Here is a 21,796-nt window from a genome sequence, read left to right as displayed (position 1 = left end):
GCCGTGGGTAATGCCGTCGGTGTCGGGGGTCTGACGATCGGCGCTCTCAGCGGCTAGCCGACTGCCGCGTACGCGTCGTAGTCCTCGTCGCTCAGCGGCAGGATTCCCGCACCGCGCTCGTATTCCGTACGAGCGGTCTCCAGGAGCCTGCGCCATGAGGTGACGGTCGGCCGGCGCCTGAGCAGCGCACGCCGCTCCCGCTCGGTCATCCCGCCCCACACCCCGAACTCGACGCGGTTGTCCAGCGCGTCGGCCAGGCACTCGGTGCGCACCGGGCACCCGGTGCAGACCGCCTTGGCCCGGTTCTGTGCTGCGCCCTGAACGAATAGTTCATCCGGATCGGTAGTGCGGCAGGCTGCCTGCGCACTCCAGTCGGTTACCCAGCCCATGCTGGCGCCGTCCTCTCCCGAATTGAGGCTCCCCCACGGCGGCAGCGGCATATTCACCGTTGCCAGTTGAGGACGTTACGGAAGGCAGGCAGGGGACAACACCCCCTTCGGGCCCAATCTTGGATGGCCCGAACGGACTATGCGTAGACGGCAGATCACCCAACGGAGTGAGCTGGCGACATCAGCGACTTTCCCCGGTATATCGGGGCACTTCTCCCATGTCGCGGCGGGCACCGAGTGACACAGGTGGCAATACGGACACGTCTCATCACTCACAAGAGTGAAGGCGTTGGTGATGCTGAAGCGCATCGCAGTGACTGGCGTGAAACAGCGTAGGCGAACACACGGGCGTCTGTCCGCCGAATGAGAACGTAGGCTTCCCTTCATGGCTATGAAGCGTTCGGGCGAGGGCCCCAGCAGGGGCCGGCAGGCCGCCAGGTTCCTCGGTGTCAGCGTGCTCTCCGGAGCCGTTCTTGCGGGCCTGGCCCTGCCCGCCGTCGGCGCCTTCGGCCTCGCGGCGAAGGGCTCGGTGGAGGGGTTCGACGAGATCCCCGCGAGCCTCAAGACCCCTCCGCTCAGTCAGCGCACCACCATCCTCGACGCCCAGGGCGGCGAGATCGCGAAGGTGTACTCCCGTGACCGCACGGTCGTCCCGCTGAACGACATCTCGCCCTACATGCAGAAGGCGATCGTCGCCATCGAGGACGCGCGCTTCTACGAGCACGGCGCGGTCGACCTCAAGGGCGTCCTCCGCGCGCTCAACAAGAACGCGCAGACGGGCGGCGTCTCCGAGGGTGCCTCGACCCTCACCCAGCAGTACGTCAAGAACATCTTCATCGAGGAGGCCGGCGACGACCCCGACAAGGTCGCCGTCGCCACCCAGCAGACCCTCGGCCGCAAGGTCAAGGAGCTGAAGTACGCCATCCAGGTCGAGAAGGAACTCGGCAAGAAGCGGATCCTCAACAACTACCTGAACATCACCTTCTTCGGGCAGCAGTCCTACGGCGTGGAGGCCGCCTCCCAGCGCTACTTCAGCAAGCCCGCCAAGGAACTCTCCCTGGACGAGGCCGCCCTGCTGGCCGGCATCGTGCAGTCGCCGAGCCGCTACGACCCGGTCAACGCCCCCAAGGAGGCGACCAAGCGGCGCAACACCGTCCTCCAGCGGATGGCCGAGCTCAAGGACATCACCCCGGCCGAGGCCGCCGCCGCGCAGGCCAAGCCGCTCCAGCTGAAGGTCACCCGCCCCAAGAGCGGCTGCATCACCGCCGTCGACGGCGCCGGCTTCTTCTGCGACTACGTCCGCGAGACCTTCCTCCAGGACCCCGCCTTCGGCAAGACGAAGGAGGAGCGCGCCAAGCGCTGGAACGAGGGCGGCTTGACGATCCGTACGACGCTGGACCCGCAGACCCAGAAGTCCGTGCAGAAGTCGATCAGCGATCACGTCTACCAGAACGATCAGGTGGCCACCGCGGTATCGATCGTCGAGCCCGGCACCGGCAAGGTGCTCGGCATGGGGCAGTCCCGGCCGTACGGCTTCGGGGAGAACCAGACGCAGATCAACCTCTCCGCCGACCACGCGCAGGGCGGGTCGAACTACGGCTTCCAGACCGGTTCCACCTTCAAGCCGATCCTCGCGGCGGCCGCCCTGGAGGAAGGCATCTCGCCCAACAAGGTCTACTCCGCGCCGTATCAGATGCCCTACCCCGATTCCGTCGAGACCTGTGACGGCACCTGGCGCAACAGCGAGGGCGCGATGGTCAACAACGAGAACCGGAGCGAGGTCGGCCCGTACGGCATGCGGGAGGCGACCGCGAAGTCGGTCAACACCTACTTCATCCAGATGATCGGCGACACCGGCACCTGCGCGGTGACCAAGATGGCGTCGAAGCTGGGCCTCAAGCCCGCCTCCGGCAAGAAGATGGACCAGGTGCCGTCGATCGCGCTGGGCACCCAGGGCATGTCCCCGCTGAAGATGGCCGCCGCCTACGCGGCCTTCGCCAACGGCGGCAAGTACTGCACCCCCGTCCTGATCAACTCGGCCACCGACCCGAACGGCAAGAGCCTCAACGTCCCCAGGACGCAGTGCTCGCGCGCCATGTCCGAGGAGACGGCCAACACCGTCAACACCCTCCTCAAGGGCGTGGTCGAGGACGGCACCGGCAAGCAGGCCGGACTGGACGGGCGTGACAGCGCGGGCAAGACCGGTACGACGGACAGCCGGCACGCCGCCTGGTTCGTCGGCTACACCCCGAACATGGCCGGTGCGGTGTGGGTCGGCGGTCCCGGCAAGGACGTCGAGATGGAGAACATCAGCATCGGCGGCGTCTACCACGACAAGGTCTACGGCGGTGACACCCCGGGCCCGATCTGGCGCGACGCCATGAGCGGCGCCCTGGACGGCAAGCCCGCGCCGACGTTCGACTCCGTGGGCACCATCAGTGACGCCGGTTCCCAGGGCCGCGACAACGCCGACGCCACCGGCAACGGCAGCACCGGCGCGAACGCCGACGCCACCCCGGGCCACGGGCGCGGCAAGCGGACCCCGCCGGGCGGCAAGGGCCACTGAGCCCCGCGCGGAACACACAGGGGCGCCCGGACCGTCATGGTCCGGGCGCCCCTGTCGTGTGCGCGGGCGGTGGCGTACCGGCTCAGCCGGCGAGCAGGCGCTTGACCTCGGCGGCCACGCGACCGCCCTCGGCGCGGCCGGCCACCTTCGGGTTCACGATCTTCATGACGGCACCCATGGCGCGCGGACCCTCCGCGCCGCCGGCCTTGGCCTCCGCCACGGCGTCCGTGACGATCGCGGTCAGCTCCTCGTCCGACAGCTGCTTGGGCAGGTACTCCGCGAGCACCTCGCCCTCCGCGCGCTCGCGCTCCGCGGAGTCGGCGCGGCCGCCCTTGTCGAACGCATCGGCGGCCTCGCGGCGCTTCTTCGCCTCGCGCGCGATCACCTTCTGCACCTCGTCGTCGGAGAGCTCGCGGGCGGTCTTGCCCGCGGTCTCCTCGTAGGCGATCGCGGAGAGGGTGAGGCGGAGCGTGGAGGAGCGCAGTTCGTCACGCGCCTTGATGGCGTTCGTGAGGTCGTCGTGAAGCCTGGACTTGAGCGTGGTCATGCCGCAATCTTCGCACCCGGCCACGGCGGACGCCCCGCATTAACGGCCGGACGGCGGCGACGGGGCGATCCGGGGGCCGGTGCGGGGGCCCGTGCGGGGCCTTACGGAGCTGGCACGGGAGCTTGCGGGGGCCGGTAGCCGGCAGGGGACCTTGTGCGGGACCTCGCGAGGCCCGGTCCGGGCCTGGCACGGGGCCCGGTGCGCGACCCAGTGCACGACCTGGCGCGGGGCCTGGCGTGGGGCCCGGCGCGGGGCAACTCCCGTACGGGGCCGGGAGGTCGGCCTCGCGGGGTTATCCACAGGGGTGGACCGGGCCGAACACAACAGGGGCGGCGTCTGCGACCATGGACCGCATGCGCGCTCGTTATGGAGTACCCCTGGGAATCACCGCCGTCGGCGCGGCGGGCCTCGCCTACGCCGCCGGCTTCGAGGTCCGTTCCTTCCGGCTGCGACGGGTCACCGTGCCCGTGCTGCCGCCGGGGATGCGGCCACTGCGGGTGCTCCAGGTCTCCGACATCCACATGGTCGGCGGCCAGCGCAAGAAGCAGCGCTGGCTCCAGTCGCTGGCCGGCCTCCGCCCCGACTTCGTGATCAACACCGGTGACAACCTCTCCGACCCGGAGGGCGTCCCGGAGACGCTCGACGCGCTCGGCCCGCTGATGGAGTTCCCGGGCGCCTATGTCTTCGGGTCCAACGACTACTACGGCCCGAAGCTCCGCAACCCCGCCCGCTATCTGCTGGAGAAGGCCAGCGGGCGCCACGGGCTGAACGGCAACGCCCCGGCCGTCGGCGCGATCCACAACCCCTGGGAGGAGCTGCGCGACGGCTTCGACTCGGCGGGCTGGGTCAACCTCACCAACACCCGCGGCAGCCTCAAGATCGACGGCTACGACATCGCGCTCACCGGCCTCGACGACCCGCACATCAAGCGCGACCGCTACGCGGAGGTGACCGGCGGCCCCCGCGAGGACGCCGATTTCTCCCTGGCCGTCGTCCACGCCCCCTATCTGCGGGTGCTCGACGCCTTCACCGCCGACCGGTATCCCCTGATCCTCGCCGGGCACACCCACGGCGGCCAGCTCTGCATCCCCTTCTACGGCGCGCTGGTCACCAACTGCGACATCGACACCCAGCGGGTCAAGGGCCTCTCCACCCACCGGGCCGGCGGTCACAACTCCTATCTCCACGTCTCCGCGGGCTGCGGCACCAACCGCTACACCCCGGTCCGCTTCGCCTGCCCCCCCGAGGTCACCCTCCTCACCCTCACCTCCCGCGACCGCGACTGATCCAGGAAGGTTTCCGGAAGCCGCCCGTACCGTGGAGGGATGATCGACCCGACTTCCTCCACCACCCGGCTCGGGCGGCCCGGCGCGGCGGGCGTCCCCGCCTCGGCGGTCGTCCCTACCGGCCGCCGCCCCTTCGCGGCGGCTTTCCGCGCGCTCGTGGCCCTCGCCGCGTTCACAGGCATCGTGCTGGACATGATCGACTCGACGGACCTGGGCCGGCTGTTCAGCTACTTCACGGTCCAGTCCAACCTCCTCGTGGCCGTCGCCTTCGCCTGGTCCGCCCACCGCGCCTGGACCGCCCGCCCGCCCCTCTCCCCACGGCTCACGGGTGGCGCGCTGCTGTACATAGCGATCACCGGCCTCGTCTTCCACTTCGTGTTGTCGAACGACTCCAGCGGCTTCTCCATGACCAGCGAGCGCACGCCCCTCGAATCGGTCGCCAACCAGCTCCTGCACACCGTGACCCCCCTCGCGGCCGCCTTCGACTGGCTCCTGCTCACCGCACCCGGCGGCTTCCTCCTGCGCCACGCCTGGCAGTGGCTGGCCTACCCCTTCCTCTACTTCCCCTTCGCCCTGGCCCGCGGCGCCCTCCTCGACCCCGGCACGGAGGGCCGCTACCCGTACCCCTTCCTGGACGTCGACCTCCACGGCTACGCGGGCGTCCTCGGCAACGCGGTCGTCTTCGGGCTGGCCTTCTACGTCCTGGCCCTCGCCCTCGTCCTCCTCGACCGCATACGCCCCCACCTGCGCACCCCCCGAAACCGGATTTCACCTCTGGGCTCCGGTCCGCTAAAGTAGAGCTCGTTGCGCCGGGGACCTGCGAAAACGGGTTCTGGAGCAGCGATCGGGGTGTAGCGCAGCTTGGCAGCGCGCTTCGTTCGGGACGAAGAGGTCGTGGGTTCAAATCCCGCCACCCCGACAGGTGAAACACCAGGTCAAGGGCCTGATCCACTGAGTGGATCAGGCCCTTGATTCGTTTCCGGAGATCGTTTGGGAGAAATCTGGGAGAAGATCTTGGTCGGCTTCTCCCAGCCCACGATCGTCGGGCAGGTGGGACGGACCCCGCCCGTAGCGGCACGCCTCTGTGCGTTCGTAAACTCCAGCAGCCAACTCAACCCGACTGAGGACAGCTCGTGGACCACACCCTGACCGCCGACGACGCCGACAGCACCAGCTCGGAGCCGTCGGGGCGCCCTTGTGTGATCTGCAGCACGACGATGGAGTACTGGCGCCCGCGCAGCCAGAAGTACTGCTCCGACCCATGCCGCGCTGCCGCTGCCAAGAAGCAGCGGGCTGAGCGTCCGAAGGACGCACCGAAGACACGTTGCCCCAAGCCAGCGCTTACGCCGGGGACCCCGCCCGTGCCCGACCTGGCCAGGACCCGCGAGGTGGCGGGCGATTCGTACTGGAGCCCCATCCTCGCCGCAGCTGAACGCGCCACCGGCGGTGAGCCGTGCCGGGTCTGCGCCGAGCCCATATCCGCCAAGGCGCACTGGTCCTTCCGGGACCGCCATGTCTGTTCCGACCGGTGCAACAGCACGCTCAAGCGCCGTACGAAGACCAGGATCGGACGCGGCGAAATCGACCTCGCCTCCATCCCCGGCATGGGCACCCGCGCCGCGGCGAAGGAAGAACAGCGCGCCCGTTTCGGCCAAGAGCGCCAGCCGAGCGTCTTCCGCACCCGAGCCGCTGACGCAGACTTCCCGTACGAGTTCTACGGGCTGGGCCCCATCCCTGGTGATGTCGTGGAGCGGCACGGCTCGATCACCACGTACGCCACTGCCACCTCCGTGGGCGCAGACTGGCTGGTGGACCTAGTGCGTGCCAATTCCGAAGATGACGTGGAGCCGATCCTCGCCATCCACGAGCAGACCGGCGCGCTCCTCGCTTACACAGGCCGCACGCTGTGGTGGACCAGCGTGCCGGGCCAGGAGCATCCCCTCGTCCAGCAGCAGTCGTTCCAGGGCGACGACGGGCGGCGGTGGGTGTGGCAGAACGAGCTCATCCGCGACGTGGACCAGAACGGTACGACTTACGACTGGGAAGCCTGGGTATGTGTGGCCGAACGCATTCCGCCTCTCTGGACGCCTGCGTACACCGCCCGCTCCGAGAAGCAGCGGCGCTCCACCCGCGCCCGCAACAGCTACCAGGCCCGTATGCGCGGCTACGGCGTACTCAACGCCGACGCAACCCAGGTGGATCCACAGGACATCTACGAGCGCGACCAGTGGACGTGCCAGGTGTGCCGCAAGGCCATCAACCCGGCCGTCGAATGGCCCGATCCGTGGTCGGCGACCCTGGACCACATCAAGCCGGTATCACTGGCCGGCGAGCACGTACCGGAGAACCTCCAGGCCGCCCACTGGGTCTGCAACATCCGCAAGGGAGATGCCTGGGGGCCAGGGGAGGCCCACACCAAAGCCGGTGTCAGGGGGACGTTTTAGGGCCAGGGCTGACGCGACATGAGGTGTATAAGTAACCGGCATGAACCGTTTCTGATCCGCACGCCCAAGAGGGGGGACCCGCATGTTCGGTAGTGGAAGGACCCTGAACGACTTCAAAGTCGGAGACAAGGTCACGGTCAGATCGCCAAGCGACAGGCCCCTGTACCACCATGGGTCACACGGGACCGTCGTCACCATAGGCACCAAACGGGTCCACGTGAAGATGGACAAGGCTGCGTTCGAGAGCCATGACGGAGAGGTGGCTAATTTCCTGCCCGGTGACCTGGACCCTGGCCATGTCGGCACACCTCGAAACTCGGACCGCTTCAACGACGCCTTCACCACCCTGAAGCTGGCGACCGGAACGGATCTCGTGGCCGTGGCGCTGGAGGCTGGCATCATCACTGTCGAGCAAGCCGAGCAGATCAAGGCTGTATGGGCCAGCCACCTGCAGGGCTGACGATCCACGGCTTTGCCAGCCATTTTTCTCGCATCGCACCCCGAGTGGGTGTCTGCCTTCCTGACAACCACAGATGAGCAGTGCGGGACACCCGCAGCCCGCTGAAGCGCTTGGCCATGCGGCCAAAGCGGACCGCGACAACCATGCGGAACCTGCACACAGCCGCGCACGCCCCCCCACCTGCGACCATCGGCAAGGGAGACGTCTGGGGCCCGCGGAGGCGGGGCCCAGGGGAGGCCCGACCCTCCGCAGAGGAGGACCGGGCCTGATGTTTCCTGGCCGGGCAGCGAGGTCAGGCGGCCCTGGCCAGCAGCAGCCGGTCGAGCACGGCGACCGGTGACCTCGGGCTCATCGCGCGGCGGGCGTCGAGGGCTGCCTCCCACTGCTCGGTGAGACCGAGCATGAGGCGTCGGCGCATGCCGGGGGTGACGTGGGCGTAGCGTGCGGAGACCGAGCCGTCGAGGTGGCCCATGCGCTCGTCCATGAGGACCTTCTCCGTGCCCAGGTCCTCCATCATCGTGCGGTGCGTGTGACGGAGGCCATGGGGCGTGAGGCCCTTGGCGATCGGGAGCCAGCAGGCATCCGCGCGATCGGTGGCGCCCCGTCCCCGTGCCGGGACGCCGGGCCACGGCTCGCCGAGGATGGGCACGGGCCGGGCCTCCTGCGGAGCCTTCTTCGGGTAACCAGCCGGAGGCGGCCGGAGTGAACAGCCAGGTCGCAAAACCGTTCCTGCGCCAGTGGGATGCGTGCCCCGACACAGCGCCACCCCGCACGAACCCGAGGTCGGCGACGGCCTTCTCGACCCGCACCCGCGTGGCGTCGGCGACACGGTGGGGGTGATTGAGGACGTTGGACACCGTCCCCGTGGAGACCCCGGCCAGCCGGGCGACGTCGACGAGCTTGGCGCCGTGGTGGCCGCCGGTCCGCGCTGCCCCCTGGCCATGGAAGACGTACGTCTTGCCGTGGCAGGGGCAGGGTGTCGGCTTCGTGTGGGCGATGTGGTCGAAGACCAGGGCTGAGAGCCAGTCCATCGCGTCGATGGTGCGGTAGCTGTCGTCCTTGGGCGGGCAGCGCACCAGCTCGCCGGTGTCCAGCTCGTACAGCTGCCATTCGACGCGGATCGCCCCGGGGCGAACGAACTCCGTTTCCAGGCCGACGATTTCGCCCCAGCGCTTTCCCGTGTATCCCTTGAGGACGACGGCGACGAACTCGTCGTCGCGGCCGGAGAGCAGGGAGGCTCGCTCGGCGGTCAGCAGGATGCCAAGCGCGTCGGTGACGACCTTCTCCGGGCCGCGGTTGCGGGAGCGGCCAGCGCGTTTGCCGCGCCCGCGCCGCCGGGCAGCCGGGTTGGACGTGATCAGGCCCTCGTCGATCGCGTCCTCGAAGATCAGGTGGAGGGTCGAGCGCCAGGTCTTGACGCTGGAGGCCGCGTACACGGCCTTCTCCTTCTTCTCCCAGGCATCGACGTCCGTGCGCAGGATGCCTGCGAGCGCCTTGTCCTCGAACTCGGGGAGCAGGTGCTCCTCGATGTGGCGCTTGTAGTTCTGCATGGTCGAGGCGGCCAGGTCCTGGGCCTCGTACCAGCGGCTGGCGTACTCGCCGAAGGTCTCCTGACCGAGCCCCGGGTCGCGCCACTGGCCACGGCGGACCGTCACCTCTTCCGCGTCTGCGGCCTGCTTGGCCTCGCGCTTGGTGGCGAACTTGATCGCGGCGCCCGTGGAATCGGCGACGGTACCGTACTTGCCGTCCTCGATCTTGTACCGGCCACGCCAGTAGCCGCCGCGCTTCTCTGCGTACCCCACAGGGTTCCCTCCCTTCTGTTGTGTGGGGTGCGTTAAGCGGCGGTTCCGAACTGGGACCTGGTCATCCGGCGAGGCGGCCGGGCCTTGAGGCGGACCGTGGGCACGGCTGTCTCGGTGCGCTCTCGCATCGCAGGCTTTCGGGCCGGCACAGCAGTGGCAGTGGGCCGCTGAGGATTCCGGGCCGGGCGTTCTTCGTGCATGCGCACGATCTCGGCCAGGTGATCGGGCGAGAAGCGGTAGGCCCGGCCGACGCGGGTGAACGGGATGAGTCGCCGGCGGGCGCGGTCCTTGACCCACCAGGCGGAGCAGCCGAGGACGGCGGCGACTTCCTCGGGGAGGTAGAGGCGCGGCAGGGCAGCGTCGGGGTGCGGAGCCGGCGTGGAGGCAGGGGGTATCGCGGGTCGGTTCAAGGGGTGAGTCCTCTTCTGGCGGACGTGGGTGCGGCAACACCGGCCCGCCGGTTGATCGCTAGGGATGAGGGAGAGGTGTCCCGTGCTGGGGGTTTGCGGGCCCAGGACGGGAGAAGGAGCCGAGCTACGTCTCGTCGGCGGAGCCGGCGTCGCGGCTCTCGCCGGGCGGCGGGCCGTACGTCTCCAGCAGGTGCTTGGCGGACGCCTCGGCGATGGCGTTGGACACCATCACATCGGCCTCCTCGCGGACGTCGGGGTGCTCGGCGAGATAGGCGTCGAGGTCATCCCGCGCCTTGATGAAGGCGGCGTTGGCGCGCTGGGTCTCGCGGAACGCGTCCACGACGGCATCGACGAGTTCCATGGCACGGGCCTGGGCGGCCAGCTGCGGGGGGCCGACGAGGTTACGCAGGTCGAGGCCGAAGACCTCGGCGAAGCCGATGGCCTCGTCCAGGTTGATGCGGCGCTTGCCGTTCTCGATGCGCCAGACCGCGGACGGGTTCATCTCGAAGCCGGCCTCGTTCAGGCGGTCGGACAGTGCGTTGGTGCTCCACCCGCGCGCCTCGCGCTCCAGCTTGATGCGCACAGCGACGTTCGCCTCACCGCTGAGCAGCACGCCCTGCGGGGAGTCGTCGTCTGCCACGCCCACCACCTCCTTCCGTTAGTAGCGGTCCACTGCAATTTGCAGCGACCCCTAAACCATACCACGACTACTGCGTGATGCAGAACGCTTCTGCAATCGGCAATCTATGTGGCATAGTGGTGGTCCCACCAGCACAGGCCGAGGAGCACGCCACGAAGCGCAGCAGATAGAAAAAGCCCCCGACTGATGCCGGGGGCCAAGCGCAAACCTCTCAACCGCCATCCCTAGCGATCGACCCGCGAGGCCGGGATTGCCGTCCCATATGGCCCGCGAGCAGAGGAGCTGATGCCCAGTATGACTGATGCCCAGCCGAACACGCCATCCCTTCGCGACGACGCCACCTTGTCGCGGCCGCCAGCCCACATACCTGGCCAACTGGCCATCCCCGCCGCAGCACCTGCGGCCGGCGACCCTGAAAGTGCTGCCTCGCCAGCACCGCTGCCCGAAGGAGGGCGGATCCTGGCCGACCTGCGGGCGCAGATCAAGCGGTACGTGGTGATGCCGAGCGAGGAGGCCCTCACCGCAGTAACGCTGTGGGTGGCGGCCACGCACCTGCAGCCGGCCTGGCAGCACGCGCCCCGCCTGGCGGTGGTGGGCCCGGCGAAACGATGCGGCAAGTCGCGGCTGCTGGACGTGGTGACCGAGACCGTCCACAACCATCTGATCACGGTCAACGCCAGCCCTGCGGCGATCTTCCGCTCGATCACCGACGAGGACCCGCCGACCCTCCTGGTCGACGAGGCCGACACTCTCTTCGGCACCGCGAAGGCCGCGGAGAAGAACGAGGACCTGCGCGGCCTGCTGAACGCCGGACACCAACGTAACCGGCCCACCCTGCGGGTCTCCGGGCCCGAGCACAAGCCGCAGGCGTTCCCCACCTTCGCCATGGCCGCGCTCGCCGGCATCGGCGACCTGCCCGACACGATCATGGACCGGTCGGTGGTCATCCGGATGCGCCGCCGCAGGCCGGGCGAGACGGTCGCCGCCTTCCGCACCGGCCGGGACACTCCCGCCCTGCACGCCATACGGGCACGACTCGCCTCTTGGCTGCGACCGCTGTACGCCCAGGCCATGGACATGGAGCCGGCCCTGCCGGTCGAGGACCGCGCGGCCGACACCTGGGAACCGCTGGTGATCATCGCCGACCTCGCCGGAGGCGAGTGGCCCGCGCTCGCGCGCACCGCCTGCAGCACCATGACCGACTACGAGGCCGGGCAGGACGAGGAGGGCGGCCTGCGCACCCGCATCCTCGTTGACATCCGCCGCGCCTTCGCCGCCGAAAGCGAACCGGCCGTGCTGCGAACGAGCCGCCTGCTGGAGTACCTCAACGCGGACAAGGAAGCGCCGTGGGCCGAGTACGGCGCCAACGGCCTCACCCCGCGCGGCCTGCAGCTGCTACTGAAGGACTACGGCATCAGCTCGGCCAACCGCCGCTTCCCCGACGGCACCCAGGCCAAGGGCTTCGCGCGCAACCAGTTCCTCGACGCCTGGTCCCGCTACTGCCCCGAGCCCGCCCAGGCAGTCGCGGAGACTCTCCCCGGCACCGGAGCCTGACCCGACTCGACTCGTCACACTCGTCCCCGCCCAGGTCAGCGCGGGGACGAGTGCCAAACCCGCAACGAGTCGACCCGACATCACCACGCCACCCGTACCTGCCCTGACCAGGCACGCAACGAGTGGTACGAGACACCGCACCCCACGACGGCCACCCCTCCCCCGCACTCGTGGCCGCCGCCGAGCCCACCCGGAGTGCACCCGCTTGCCTTCCTCCACCGCCGCAGCCACCGCTGCCCTGCCCGGCACCACCGCCATCCGCGCCGGCATCGCCCTCCTCGGCACGACCGGCTTCGCCCTCTCCTACGACGCCCTGCGGCAGATGGCCCTCGCCATCCACATCCGTGGACCGCTCACCTACGCCTTCCCCCTCGTGATCGACGGCTTCATCGCGATCGGCATCGGCGCCTTGCTCATCCTGCGCACCGCCCCGCTGCGCTCGCGCCTGTACGTGTGGACACTCGTCGGACTGGCGACCCTCACGAGCATCTGGGCCAACGCCCTGCACGCCGTCCGCCTCAACCAGCAGACCCGCCCAGGCGGACTGCACCTCGACGACTACACCGTCGGCGCCCTGTCGGCCATCGCCCCGCTCGCCCTGGCCGGCGCGGTCCACCTCTACCTCGTCATCCGGCGCCACCCCACACCCCGCGCCCAGGAGACCGACGCCGCCGAGGAGGCTGACGCCGCAAGGGGCCCCCACGCCACCGGCCACGGCCACAACGGCACCCACCGCACCCAGCCGCCCGCTCCTGTCGAAGGCGACCCCGCCCCGCCGGAAGAGGCACAGACCACGCTCGATGTGGCCGACCGCTCCGGCGACGTGGCGCCGGGCACCGCCAAGGTGCCGCAGGCTCCGGAGCCGCCCTCCGGACCGGAAGGCCAGGAGCCGGGCGCCACATTCGACGAACTTCTCGCCATCGCCCGCACCGCACCGCCGGGACGCAAAGGCCGCGCGTCACGCCGCCACATCGAGGCGGCCATCCGAGCCGCAGGGCACCGCATCGGCAAGGACCGCCTGACCCAGATCAAGGACCGCCTCCAGGCCGAACTCGACCAGGCCGCCCACCAGCTGCAGAGCGAACTCGACAGAGAGCCCGTCGGCGCTCACTGAGCCTGCAGCCCGCGTCCGTCCCCGTGTCGAACGACGCGCTGCACCCGTCCGCGCGCAGGCCGGCGCGGGGACGGACGCCCGGTCACCCCAGCACCACGGCCCGCCAGCAACTCCACGGAGAACCGTTCCATGCACGACCCGCACAACGAACTCGCCACCCACCAGCAGGAGATGACCACCACCGCCACCAGCGCAGCAAGGTATGACGTTGGACCGTCCAAGGGCCGGTCCAACGCGAACACCTCCGCCCCGGGGGTGGCGGAGGGCCTCGGGCACCAGGGGGTGCCCGAGGAGGAGACACCCACCGACGCAGCCGACCAGTCGCCCACCGGCTCCGCCGCCGAAGCCACACTGCGTCGCATCGCTCGCCGCCGCACCCGCAAAGACGTCCAGCGCAAAGAGCGTGTCGACGTCCGCTACAGCGTCGACGAGAAGACCCGGATCGTCACCCGCGCCGATGAAATGGGCATCACCGGCGCCCACCTCGTCGGCGCCGTCATCATGGCCTACCTCGACGGCGACCTCACCGTGGAGCTGGCCGGGCAGCGCACCCAGCTCGACGGCTACCTCGACAAGCTCGACGCCCTGCGAGCCGAGGTCGCCCGCATCGGCAACAACGTCAACCAGATCGCCCACCGCCTCAACGCCGGAGGCGATCCCCACCCTGTGGACACCGCCGTCCTCACCCAGACCGAGCGCACCCTGAACATGGTCCGCACCGCTATCGGCGACATCGCGCAGACCATGAACGACGCCGTCTCCGCGAAGGCGGCCCGGTGATCGCCAAGATCAGCAGCGGCAAGGACACCGCCGGCCTGATCCGGTACCTGTTCGACACCAAGAAGGCCAAGGACCACACAGACCCGCACCTGGTCGCCTCCTGGGACGGCTTCGCACCCGACCCCGGCCGCGCCGACGACTTCGACGCCACAAAGAAACGCCTCGTGGCCGACCTCGACCTGCGGGTCAAGCAAGCCCGCCGACTGGGCCGTGCGCCCGAGCGGCACACATGGCACTGCTCCGTACGTGCCGCCCCGGGCGACCGGCACCTCACCGACGCCGAGTGGGCCGACATCGCGCGCCGCATTGTGGCGGCCACCGGCATCGCACCCGAAGGCGACCCCGACGGGTGCCGGTGGGTCGCCGTCCGCCACGCCGACGACCACATCCACATCGCCGCCACCAAGGTCCGCGGTGACCTGCGCACCGCCCGCCACTGGAACGACTACCTGAAGGCCGACAAGGAACTCGCGGCCATCGAGAAGGAATACGGACTGAAGCAGGTCGTGCGCGGCGACCGCACCGCCGCCAAGCGCCCCACCCGCGCCGAGATGGAAAAGGCCCGCCGCGCCGGCACGACCAAGACCTCCCGTGAGCGCCTGCGCACCACCGTCCGCCAGCTGGTCTCCATCGCCACCACCCCCGAGGAGTTCCTCCACCTGCTCGACGGCATCGAAGGCGTGCTGGTCGATGTCCAGCGCTTCCCCTCCGGCGACGTGCGCGGGTACAAGGTCGCCGTGGAAGGCGACACCAACACCGCCGGCGAGCCGATCTGGTTCTCCGGCGCCAAGCTCGCCCCAGACCTGTCCTTCCCCAAAATCGCCGAGCGCCTCACCGCCATCGACACCACGCCCGCTACCGAGCCGGGCAGCCGGCGCAGGCCCGACCCCTGGCACCAGGCCACCGCCGCAGCCGAGCGCATCCCCCACCGCCTCCACCACGGCGACGACGAAGCCGCCCAGGCCCACATCGCGGCCTTCGGCGAGGCCATCGACGCCCTGCCACTGCTCGCCCCCAACCACCTGCGGCCACACCTACAGCAGGCCGCCACCGCCTTCGAACGCGCCACCCGCTCCCGCATCCGCGCCCAGCAGGATCAGGCCCGCGCCCTGCGCGGCGCCATCCGGGCCCTGCGCACCGCGCCGGTCACCGGGGACGGTTCCGGGCTGGCGATGTTCCTCGACATCGCCGTCCTGGCCGTCGTCGCCACCGCCCGCTGGCACCAGGCCCGCCAGCACGACCAGCAGGTCGCCGCCGCCCACCAGACCCTGCTCCACCTCCAGGCCGCCTACCAACAGGCCGCCGCCGGGCCGCTGGCCGCCTTGGCCCAGCGCACGCCACCGGCCCGCACCAGGGAACGGCACGCCCAGCGCATCCTCGCCACAGTGCCTGACCGTGCCCAGCAGGTCCTCGACGACCCGGCCTGGCCGGCACTGGCCGCTGCCCTGACCGAAGCCGAGAACGCCGGCCACGACCCCGAATAGCTCCTCCAACACGCCGTCCGCCAGCGCACCCTGGACGACGCCCGCTCCACCGCCAGCACCCTCACCTGGCGCATCCAACGCCTCGCCGCCCGGCAAGCCCCAAGCGCCCGAGCACGAGCCGCCCAAGTTCGAACTACCGCCACAGCAGGGCCGACGCGGACCGTCCCTTCCCCGACAGGGCCGTCGCCGCAGCCTGGCCCCACCGCACAACCGACCCGGCGACGCTGAACCCGAGGGGCAAGAGGCGGGGTGCGCGAGGCTCACCACCAGCACGCGTTCGCCACACCGCGTTGATCAACGCCGCCGACTGGTCTCAGGTCTCAGCCTGCACGAGGGAGAGGTGGAGGGCGAAGACGCCGAGCGCTTCCTTCTCGGGCGGGTAGATGTTGCGGATCGCGGTGACGAGCTCGTCGTGGCTCATGTCCGGCCCGCCGATCGCGGCGGTGTCCTCGGCGTCAAGCATCGCGGCGAAAGATCCGTACTCCTTCACCGCGTCGACGCGGGTCGTCAGGCTGTCGTCGCCGCAGGTGAACCGAAGGATGTCGCCGACAGCGATCTTGCGGATTTTGGGGTAACCGACGCGGACCTCGATGGTCTTGCCGCCGGAGGCGACCAGGTCGAAGTACGGCTTGCGGATGGTGAGGGCGTGCTCGCCGGGCTGCGGCTGGGTGGTGGTCATCGCGGCATCCATCACTTTCTGGAAGAGGGAACTGAGGCCAGAGCCGGCCGTGCAGCCGCGTCGACAGCCGCCAGGCGTTCACGGAGACCTTCGACTGCAGCCTGGCGAGGGTAGCGGCGGGTCAGGAAGGTAGTGAGGTCGCCCGCCCGGTGGCGAACGGAGTCGACGACGCGGGCGGAGTCGAGGGCTTGGTGGCCGAGGACGACGGCGTCGTCGGGGTCGCCAAGCTGGGCATGCGCCAGGGCCAGGTCGATACGGGCGATGGCCTCCCGGCTCGGGGACCTCGATGCCTCGGGGGCCGCCTCGTACGTTGCCAGCGCCTGTTCCGCGTGCTGCCGGGCCTGGTCCGCCTGGCCGAGCCAGATGCACGAGGTTGCCGGATACGAGGTGAGGGCATAGTCGGCCAGCGGCAGCACGTCCATGCCGAAGCGCCGGGGTGAGCGGGGTGGCAGGAGCCGATGGGCGTCCTCGGCGGCGTGGAAGGCGGCGGCGAAGCCCTCCGCGTCGCCGTCCGCAGCCGCTGCGCGGGCGGCCTGGGCATGGAGCCGCACGGTCAGCGGATGTCCGGTCGGGGCCTCGGCAAGGCCCTTGAGGGCGGCGTCACGGGCCCTGCCGGGCCGTTGTTCGTACAGGTTGATGGAGGCGGCGGCATCCATTGCCCATGCACACAGCTGGCCGTGCCCGGCCTGCTGGCCGTGGACAAAGGCGTCGGTGGCGAACGCCAGGCCAGTACGGGCGTCCCCGAGGTCGTGGGCGAGCCAGGCCAAGAGCTCGGACAGCCATCCGGCGAACGCCAGCAGTTCGCGTTCCTGGCGGTGTGTGCGCTTGGCGTTCAGCAGGACGTCGACCTTGCGCCGGTAGTCCATCACCGCGTCGAAGACCAGCTTGGGCGGCCTGAGCGAGTAGGCGTGGTTGAACTCGGTGACCGCAAGGTCGAGGTGGTCGAGGGTGCCGGAGCCGAGCGAGGTGGCCTCGGCCTGCCGGGTGAACTCCATGGCTTCGGCGGCGGCTTGTTCCAGGATCTGGGCTGCGGCTGCCGGGGCCGCGAAGGCCAGTCCGGCGAGTTTCACTGCGTCGCGACGCTTCGTCTCCGCCACCTCCGCCCCGTTGACTGGGCTGGTTCCCCTGGCACTTGCCGGTTCCGTCGGGAGTGTCGCATTCACCGTCGCCCCGCTCCAAAGTGGATCAGCTGGAGGGGGCGAGTAGTCACGGGCGAAGCCCAACAGCACGGGGTTAGTGGCGAACAGCCGGCACAGCAGGTCCTGGTAGTCGGGGCTGGGCAGGACGCCGGCCTCCCAGTCCTTCCAGGAGCGTTCGGACAACCCGACCTTGGCCAGGTTCTCGGCTTCGACGAGCCGATGAGCTGCCGCCACAGCTTGGACGACGGTCCAGCCCATCGCCAAGCGACGGCATTTGAGGAGCCGGTGGCCGCAGTGGGCCTCGATCTCTGCGGCAATGGCCGCGACGAGACCCGGTGGCGCGGGATCGGGAGATCCGGCACGGCCGAGGGCCCGTTCGCGCAGGGCCCGGCCGCAGGAGACGTCGTGGACCGGTTGAGATCTCTTCGCCGTCTCGGCTCTCACGGGCCGCCTCCCCGGGGGCACGCGGGCGCGCCGGTTGCGCCGCTGGTGCTGACGAAGATTGCTTGCCTGTCCCACACAGCGGTCAAACCTCTGTTCCAGGGCGGCCCGGCCGCCCGTCATGGGCGACGTCACCGCCCACGCAGGGCGGATGCCTCTCACTACCTGCAAGGACGTCGTCGGACCACTCTGAACCTCGGCGCCGCGTCCGGCCGACGGGACCCATCACCTCCGGCTGGCTCCTTGCTGGTGAACCACGGGCATCCGGCCGGACGTGTCGCGCCTTCCAACCCTGTCCCCACCGCCTCGGCCTGCTCGGGCGGCACATCGAGAGGGAATCCATGGAAGACGAAGCACGACCGACGCACGTCCTGGCGGGGCAGGTCGCCCAGCTGGAGCGGCTGGACGCCTCGCTGATCGAGCGGCTGCGGCACGAGGCCCTGACCGCCCCGGCCTCCTGGAAGGCCGAATACGGCGACTACCAGTCCGGTGGCTGGTGGACGACCTCGCTGATGAACGCCTCCGGCGACGCCGGCGACGTGCGGATCGGCGACTGCACCGCCCGCTCCACCACCCTGCTCCAGCACATGCCGGTCACCGCCGGCCTGCTGGCCGACCTCGGCCTCTCCTACATGTGGGTACGGCTGGCGCGGCTGGAGGCCAACGCGTTCCTCTGGGAACACCGCGACTACGACGAACTCGACCAGGTCGAACGCCACCGCCTCCACATCCCGCTGCACACAAACTCCTCGGCGTTCCTCGTCACCGGCGGGACCAAGGTCCACATGGCCGGCGGACGCATCTGGCGGCTGACCCCGACGTACGCGCACGGGGTCTGCAACCTGCTCGGACCGGACCGGATCCATCTGATCGCCGACGTCTACGCCGACGAGGCGTACGACCGCCTGGCCGGATGTGCCGATGCGCCGGTATCCGCCGAGCGGCTGCCGACTGCGACGGACGCGGTGCTGACGGAGCGGTTCGCCGCGGCCCGGCGCCTGGCCGACCTCGGTTACATCGACGCGGCCGAGCAGCTCCTGCTCCGGCTGTTCTACTGCGTCGCCCTGCCCGAGGGCACCGTCTACGACCTGATCGCCGACCTCCACACCGGCCGAGGCGATGCCGAGTCCTGCCGCCGCTGGACCGTGGCGAAGTCCAAGCTCCTCGCGTTCGCGGCCCCCTGACGCACGCCCCCCTTCAACACGCCAACCCGGCACGGAAGGAATGCGCATGCCCACCGCTCTGCCCACGGCGCCGGCCGAACTGCAACTGGTCGAACTCGCCGAAGCCAACCGTCCCGCCCAGCTGCCGCTGCTGACCCGCATCTGCGAGATGCTGGCCGCTTCACCGGCCGTCACACACCTGCTGGTACGCGGCTCGCTCGCGTCCGGCACCGCCGACCGCCTCTCGGACGTGGACTTCGTAGTCGGGATCCACGACCGCGACCTGCCCCCCTTCACCCAGTCCCTGGACGACCTGATGACGGTCGCGGGCGGAGCCCTGCTGCCCGGCTGGCGCGACACCATCGTCGCGGACCTGGGCGGCATCGGCTTCGTCTTCCTCGTTCAGCACGAGGGCAAGCTGCAGCAGGTCGACCTCTACCTCTGCCCGGCCTCGCAGATCAGCCTCCTGCGGCGGAAGGTCGCCGGGAAACTGCTGCTCGAACGTCCGCCGGCCGAGATCACCACCGCCCAGATCACGCAGGCCCGGACCCACATCACCGAGACGCTGTCCCGCCCGAGGTCGTGCACCGAGCTGCTGATCGAACATCTGGTGCTGGCGGTGCTGTTGCACAAGCGCATCCGGCGCGGGCAGCGGTTCGTCGCCTACGCCGAGTGGCACATGCTGCACACCGCGACGAAGGACCTGATCAAGGCCGCGCTCGCGCCGGCGTCGAGTTTCTGGGGCTGGTACCAGCTGCGGGAGGAGATCGCGATCACCCCGATCGGCCGGTCCTGCCTGGCCGAGCTGGACGCGGCCATCACCTGCCCGGCCGTCCCGACAACCGACGACGTGAACGCCGCCCTGGACCGGGTGATCCAGCTGACCCAGCGGGCCTGCCCGAACGCCCTCGACGGCCTCACGGACGCGATCACCGCCTACCGCACCTACCTGGAGCTGGCGTGAAGCGCCAGGGCCGCCGCCCCGTCCCGGCCACAGGCCGGGACGGGGCCCGCGGCCGGCAGACGACGGCAGTGTTCTTCGGCGGCGTCGTCCCCGCCTCGCCGGACGAGGAACGCCTGGCCGAAGAGGTCGGCATGGCCCTGGCCGGGGCCGGCTTCACCCTCCTGCACGGCGGCTACAACGGTCTGATGGAAGCCGCTGCCCGCGGAGCCGCCTCCAAGGGCGGTGCGGTCACCGCGGTCACCCTGGCGGACAAGCACGGGGAATGGGGCGCCTTCAACCCGTACGTCACCGCCGACGTCCGCCTGCCCGACATCGGCACCCGCCTCAACCACTACCTCGACCACGCGGACCTGGTGGTCGCGATGGGTGGCGGCGTCGGCACCCTGCACGAGCTGACGGCCGCGATCTACTACGCGGGCAACATCCGCCCCGTCCCCATTTGGATCACCGGCCCCACCGCGCTCGGGCTCCTGGCCTACCTCCGACGAGAGAAGTGGCTGTTCGAGACCGAGACCCGCCCCCTGGGCTTCCTCCGCCCCATCGCTTCGGCTGCCGCGTTCGCCGTGCAGCTTCACGACCTGATCCCGCTGGGGAAGGCAGAGGCATGACCACCAGTAGGACCTCCCTGCCGGCCCGGCTCGCCGCCACGGCGTGCGTCGTCGACGCCTTCGCGCTCGAGGACGGGCAGGTGCTGGACTCGTACTTCGACGAGTACCGCCTGGCCGCCGACCCGCAGTTGCTGCACGACGTCGCCGACGCCATGTCCGCTCTCGTTCCCGAAGGCGCCCAGGTACTGGCCGGCGTCGAGCTCGGCGGCGTCCCTCTGGTCGTCGCCTTGTCGGCGGCCACCGGTCTGCCGGCCGCGTTCCTACGGCGGACGCCAAAACGCTACGGCTCCAAGCAGCAGGTCGAAGGCGCCGCTGTCGTCGGACGGCGTGTCGTCCTGGTCGACGACGTGGTTCGCTCCGGCGGCCAGCTCCTGGCCATGGCCCGGATGCTGAGGGTCACCGGAGCGCACGTCGCCGACGCACTGTGCGTGCTTGAGCGCCCGCTGGGCGGACGGCTGCTCCTGAACGAGCACGGCGTCACCCTCGGTTCGCTTCTGGGCGAGAGCGACCTGACCACAAGTGCCGGGGCAGCCTCATGAAGCCGGCGGTGCTGTTCGACATGGACGGAGTGCTCCTGGACAGCAAGGCCGCGATGCTGGCCACGCTGGCAGGTGTCGCGACCGCCGCCCTTGGCCGCCGCATCACGATTGCCGACCTGCCGCCGGACGCAGTGACGACCCCGCGCGTCGAAGTGCTGGCCAGGCTCGGAGTCCCCAACCCGGACGAGCTCTGCGAGGTCTGGTGGAACCCGGCCCTGGCCACTGCCGCCGGTACCGCTCTGTTCCCCGGCGTCGTCGAGGGAATCACCGCGCTACGGGACGCCGGCGCCGCCACCGGCCTGGTCACCCTCCAGACCCGGGACCGGCTGCCCTGGCTGCTGCCACCAGACGTCCTCGCGCTGCTGGACACCGCCGTCTGCCAGGAGGACGCCGAACCCAAGCCCGCCCCTGACGGCATCCTGCTGGCCCTAGCCCGGCTGGGCTCCAGCCCGAAGGCGGCCCTGTTCGTCGGCGACACCCTCACCGACCACACTGCGGCCTTCGAAGCCGGTGTCGCCTTCGCGGGCGCCGGCTGGGGATACGCCGGTGCCCGTGCACTCACCGCCACCGGCGCCCGGGTCGTCCTGACCCACCCCTCGCAGATCGGCGCCACCCTGCTGGACCTGATCCCCGGCAGCCGGCCCCCACGACAAGTGACCATGACATCGCATTAAGCGATCTTGACGTCCGACCCGCTACAGTCGGTGGTGCAGCAGACCATGCCTTCTGTCATGGCGGTCTACTGCACCACCTGCATGATCAACGGATCTGGAGTCATGGTTTACAC

The 21,796-nt window shown here is 70.1% G+C and carries 19 protein-coding genes, 1 tRNA gene and 2 pseudogenes; 15 read left to right on the top strand and 7 right to left on the bottom strand.

Features of this window, described 5'->3' with window-relative positions; genetic code table 11:
• Window positions 1-53: 53 nt before the first annotated feature.
• Complete coding sequence (locus ACFY1P_RS19330) at window positions 54-389, bottom strand: WhiB family transcriptional regulator (RefSeq protein WP_361525423.1); 336 nt, start codon at window positions 387-389, stop codon at window positions 54-56.
• A 385-nt stretch (window positions 390-774) separates the two neighbouring features.
• Here ACFY1P_RS19330 and ACFY1P_RS19325 point away from each other — a divergent pair, with 385 nt between their 5' ends.
• Complete coding sequence (locus ACFY1P_RS19325; protein WP_361525352.1) at window positions 775-2,955, top strand: transglycosylase domain-containing protein; 2,181 nt, start codon at window positions 775-777, stop codon at window positions 2,953-2,955.
• Window positions 2,956-3,037: 82 nt separating this feature from the next.
• Here ACFY1P_RS19325 and ACFY1P_RS19320 read toward each other — a convergent pair whose 3' ends face one another.
• A complete protein-coding gene (locus tag ACFY1P_RS19320) occupies window positions 3,038-3,502 on the bottom strand; it encodes a GatB/YqeY domain-containing protein (protein WP_361522212.1) in 465 nt (154 codons plus the stop codon).
• Window positions 3,503-3,855: 353 nt separating this feature from the next.
• Between ACFY1P_RS19320 and ACFY1P_RS19315 the strand changes: the two genes are divergently transcribed.
• From ACFY1P_RS19315 to ACFY1P_RS19295, 5 genes are all read left to right on the top strand, one after another.
• Window positions 3,856-4,788, top strand: coding sequence for a metallophosphoesterase (locus ACFY1P_RS19315; protein ID WP_361522215.1), 933 nt, complete (start codon window positions 3,856-3,858; stop codon window positions 4,786-4,788).
• Between the two features lie 39 nt (window positions 4,789-4,827).
• Window positions 4,828-5,586, top strand: a complete 759-nt coding sequence (locus ACFY1P_RS19310) for a Pr6Pr family membrane protein (RefSeq protein ID WP_361522218.1) — start codon at window positions 4,828-4,830, stop codon at window positions 5,584-5,586.
• 47 nt (window positions 5,587-5,633) lie between these two features.
• Window positions 5,634-5,707: transfer RNA gene (locus ACFY1P_RS19305), tRNA-Pro, on the top strand.
• Between the two features lie 442 nt (window positions 5,708-6,149).
• A complete protein-coding gene (locus ACFY1P_RS19300) occupies window positions 6,150-7,232 on the top strand; it encodes an HNH endonuclease (protein WP_390751228.1) in 1,083 nt (360 codons plus the stop codon).
• Window positions 7,233-7,449: 217 nt separating this feature from the next.
• Window positions 7,450-7,692, top strand: coding sequence for a hypothetical protein (locus tag ACFY1P_RS19295; protein WP_390751227.1), 243 nt, complete (start codon window positions 7,450-7,452; stop codon window positions 7,690-7,692).
• A 292-nt stretch (window positions 7,693-7,984) separates the two neighbouring features.
• Here ACFY1P_RS19295 and ACFY1P_RS19290 read toward each other — a convergent pair.
• From ACFY1P_RS19290 to ACFY1P_RS19280, 3 genes and pseudogenes are all read right to left on the bottom strand, one after another.
• Window positions 7,985-9,494: pseudogene (locus ACFY1P_RS19290) on the bottom strand (LacI family DNA-binding transcriptional regulator).
• Window positions 9,495-9,526: 32 nt separating this feature from the next.
• A complete protein-coding gene (locus ACFY1P_RS19285) occupies window positions 9,527-9,904 on the bottom strand; it encodes a helix-turn-helix domain-containing protein (RefSeq protein ID WP_390751226.1) in 378 nt (125 codons plus the stop codon).
• 124 nt (window positions 9,905-10,028) lie between these two features.
• The gene (locus tag ACFY1P_RS19280; protein WP_390751225.1) at window positions 10,029-10,544 is read right to left on the bottom strand and encodes a helix-turn-helix domain-containing protein; all 516 of its coding nucleotides are present in this window, start codon (window positions 10,542-10,544) and stop codon (window positions 10,029-10,031) included.
• A gap of 294 nt (window positions 10,545-10,838) precedes the next feature.
• On the opposite strand from ACFY1P_RS19280, the gene ACFY1P_RS19275 reads away from it, so the two are divergent.
• The 4 genes and pseudogenes from ACFY1P_RS19275 to ACFY1P_RS19260 all read left to right on the top strand — a co-directional run bounded on the left by ACFY1P_RS19275 (window position 10,839) and on the right by ACFY1P_RS19260 (window position 15,704).
• The gene (locus tag ACFY1P_RS19275) at window positions 10,839-12,098 is read left to right on the top strand and encodes a DUF3631 domain-containing protein (protein WP_390751224.1); all 1,260 of its coding nucleotides are present in this window, start codon (window positions 10,839-10,841) and stop codon (window positions 12,096-12,098) included.
• 205 nt (window positions 12,099-12,303) lie between these two features.
• On the top strand, window positions 12,304-13,212 hold the full coding sequence (locus ACFY1P_RS19270; RefSeq protein WP_390751223.1) for a DUF2637 domain-containing protein: 909 nt from the start codon (window positions 12,304-12,306) through the stop codon (window positions 13,210-13,212).
• A 129-nt stretch (window positions 13,213-13,341) separates the two neighbouring features.
• Window positions 13,342-13,992 (top strand): plasmid mobilization relaxosome protein MobC, encoded by a 651-nt coding sequence (mobC, locus tag ACFY1P_RS19265; protein ID WP_390751222.1) that lies wholly within the window; start codon window positions 13,342-13,344, stop codon window positions 13,990-13,992.
• Window positions 13,989-15,704 (top strand): annotated as a pseudogene (locus tag ACFY1P_RS19260) (relaxase/mobilization nuclease domain-containing protein). The gene mobC and the pseudogene ACFY1P_RS19260 overlap by 4 nt, the downstream one beginning before the upstream one ends.
• An 85-nt stretch (window positions 15,705-15,789) precedes the next feature.
• Here ACFY1P_RS19260 and ACFY1P_RS19255 read toward each other — a convergent pair.
• Together ACFY1P_RS19255 and ACFY1P_RS19250 are read right to left on the bottom strand one after the other, a co-directional pair.
• Complete coding sequence (locus tag ACFY1P_RS19255) at window positions 15,790-16,155, bottom strand: ASCH domain-containing protein (RefSeq protein ID WP_390751221.1); 366 nt, start codon at window positions 16,153-16,155, stop codon at window positions 15,790-15,792.
• An 11-nt stretch (window positions 16,156-16,166) separates the two neighbouring features.
• Window positions 16,167-17,738, bottom strand: a complete 1,572-nt coding sequence (locus ACFY1P_RS19250) for a tetratricopeptide repeat protein (RefSeq protein ID WP_390751220.1) — start codon at window positions 17,736-17,738, stop codon at window positions 16,167-16,169.
• A 338-nt stretch (window positions 17,739-18,076) separates the two neighbouring features.
• Here ACFY1P_RS19250 and ACFY1P_RS19245 point away from each other — a divergent pair, with 338 nt between their 5' ends.
• From ACFY1P_RS19245 to ACFY1P_RS19225, 5 genes are read left to right on the top strand one after another with little or no spacing between them, the layout of a single operon-like run.
• Window positions 18,077-18,919 carry an aspartyl/asparaginyl beta-hydroxylase domain-containing protein gene (locus ACFY1P_RS19245; protein ID WP_390751219.1) on the top strand — a complete coding sequence of 281 codons (843 nt, stop codon included), beginning with the start codon at window positions 18,077-18,079 and terminating at the stop codon, window positions 18,917-18,919.
• A gap of 46 nt (window positions 18,920-18,965) precedes the next feature.
• Window positions 18,966-19,862 (top strand): hypothetical protein, encoded by an 897-nt coding sequence (locus tag ACFY1P_RS19240; protein WP_390751218.1) that lies wholly within the window; start codon window positions 18,966-18,968, stop codon window positions 19,860-19,862.
• Window positions 19,859-20,470 (top strand): LOG family protein, encoded by a 612-nt coding sequence (locus tag ACFY1P_RS19235; RefSeq protein WP_390751217.1) that lies wholly within the window; start codon window positions 19,859-19,861, stop codon window positions 20,468-20,470. Before ACFY1P_RS19240 ends, ACFY1P_RS19235 begins: the two co-directional genes overlap by 4 nt.
• A complete protein-coding gene (locus tag ACFY1P_RS19230; RefSeq protein ID WP_390751216.1) occupies window positions 20,467-21,009 on the top strand; it encodes a phosphoribosyltransferase family protein in 543 nt (180 codons plus the stop codon). The genes ACFY1P_RS19235 and ACFY1P_RS19230 overlap by 4 nt, the downstream gene beginning before the upstream one ends.
• The gene (locus ACFY1P_RS19225) at window positions 21,006-21,683 is read left to right on the top strand and encodes an HAD family hydrolase (RefSeq protein ID WP_390751215.1); all 678 of its coding nucleotides are present in this window, start codon (window positions 21,006-21,008) and stop codon (window positions 21,681-21,683) included. Before ACFY1P_RS19230 ends, ACFY1P_RS19225 begins: the two co-directional genes overlap by 4 nt.
• Window positions 21,684-21,796: the final 113 nt, after the last annotated feature.

It is taken from the genome of Streptomyces sp. NPDC001407 (assembly GCF_042895325.1).
Classification (GTDB): Bacteria; Actinomycetota; Actinomycetes; order Streptomycetales; family Streptomycetaceae; genus Streptomyces.
This window is presented reverse-complemented; position numbering and strand designations above follow the sequence as displayed.

What these genes read in the sequence shown, in the direction of transcription:
- ACFY1P_RS19330 (WP_361525423.1), bottom strand. Translation starts at nt 389, where the DNA reads ATGGGCTGGGTAACCGACTGGAGTGCGCAGGCAGCCTGCCGCACTACC.
- ACFY1P_RS19325 (WP_361525352.1), top strand. Translation starts at nt 775, where the DNA reads ATGGCTATGAAGCGTTCGGGCGAGGGCCCCAGCAGGGGCCGGCAGGCC.
- ACFY1P_RS19320 (WP_361522212.1), bottom strand. Translation starts at nt 3,502, where the DNA reads ATGACCACGCTCAAGTCCAGGCTTCACGACGACCTCACGAACGCCATC.
- ACFY1P_RS19315 (WP_361522215.1), top strand. Translation starts at nt 3,856, where the DNA reads ATGCGCGCTCGTTATGGAGTACCCCTGGGAATCACCGCCGTCGGCGCG.
- ACFY1P_RS19310 (WP_361522218.1), top strand. Translation starts at nt 4,828, where the DNA reads ATGATCGACCCGACTTCCTCCACCACCCGGCTCGGGCGGCCCGGCGCG.
- ACFY1P_RS19275 (WP_390751224.1), top strand. Translation starts at nt 10,839, where the DNA reads ATGACTGATGCCCAGCCGAACACGCCATCCCTTCGCGACGACGCCACC.
- mobC (WP_390751222.1), top strand. Translation starts at nt 13,342, where the DNA reads ATGCACGACCCGCACAACGAACTCGCCACCCACCAGCAGGAGATGACC.
- ACFY1P_RS19255 (WP_390751221.1), bottom strand. Translation starts at nt 16,155, where the DNA reads ATGACCACCACCCAGCCGCAGCCCGGCGAGCACGCCCTCACCATCCGC.
- ACFY1P_RS19245 (WP_390751219.1), top strand. Translation starts at nt 18,077, where the DNA reads ATGGAAGACGAAGCACGACCGACGCACGTCCTGGCGGGGCAGGTCGCC.
- ACFY1P_RS19240 (WP_390751218.1), top strand. Translation starts at nt 18,966, where the DNA reads ATGCCCACCGCTCTGCCCACGGCGCCGGCCGAACTGCAACTGGTCGAA.
- ACFY1P_RS19230 (WP_390751216.1), top strand. Translation starts at nt 20,467, where the DNA reads ATGACCACCAGTAGGACCTCCCTGCCGGCCCGGCTCGCCGCCACGGCG.
- ACFY1P_RS19225 (WP_390751215.1), top strand. Translation starts at nt 21,006, where the DNA reads ATGAAGCCGGCGGTGCTGTTCGACATGGACGGAGTGCTCCTGGACAGC.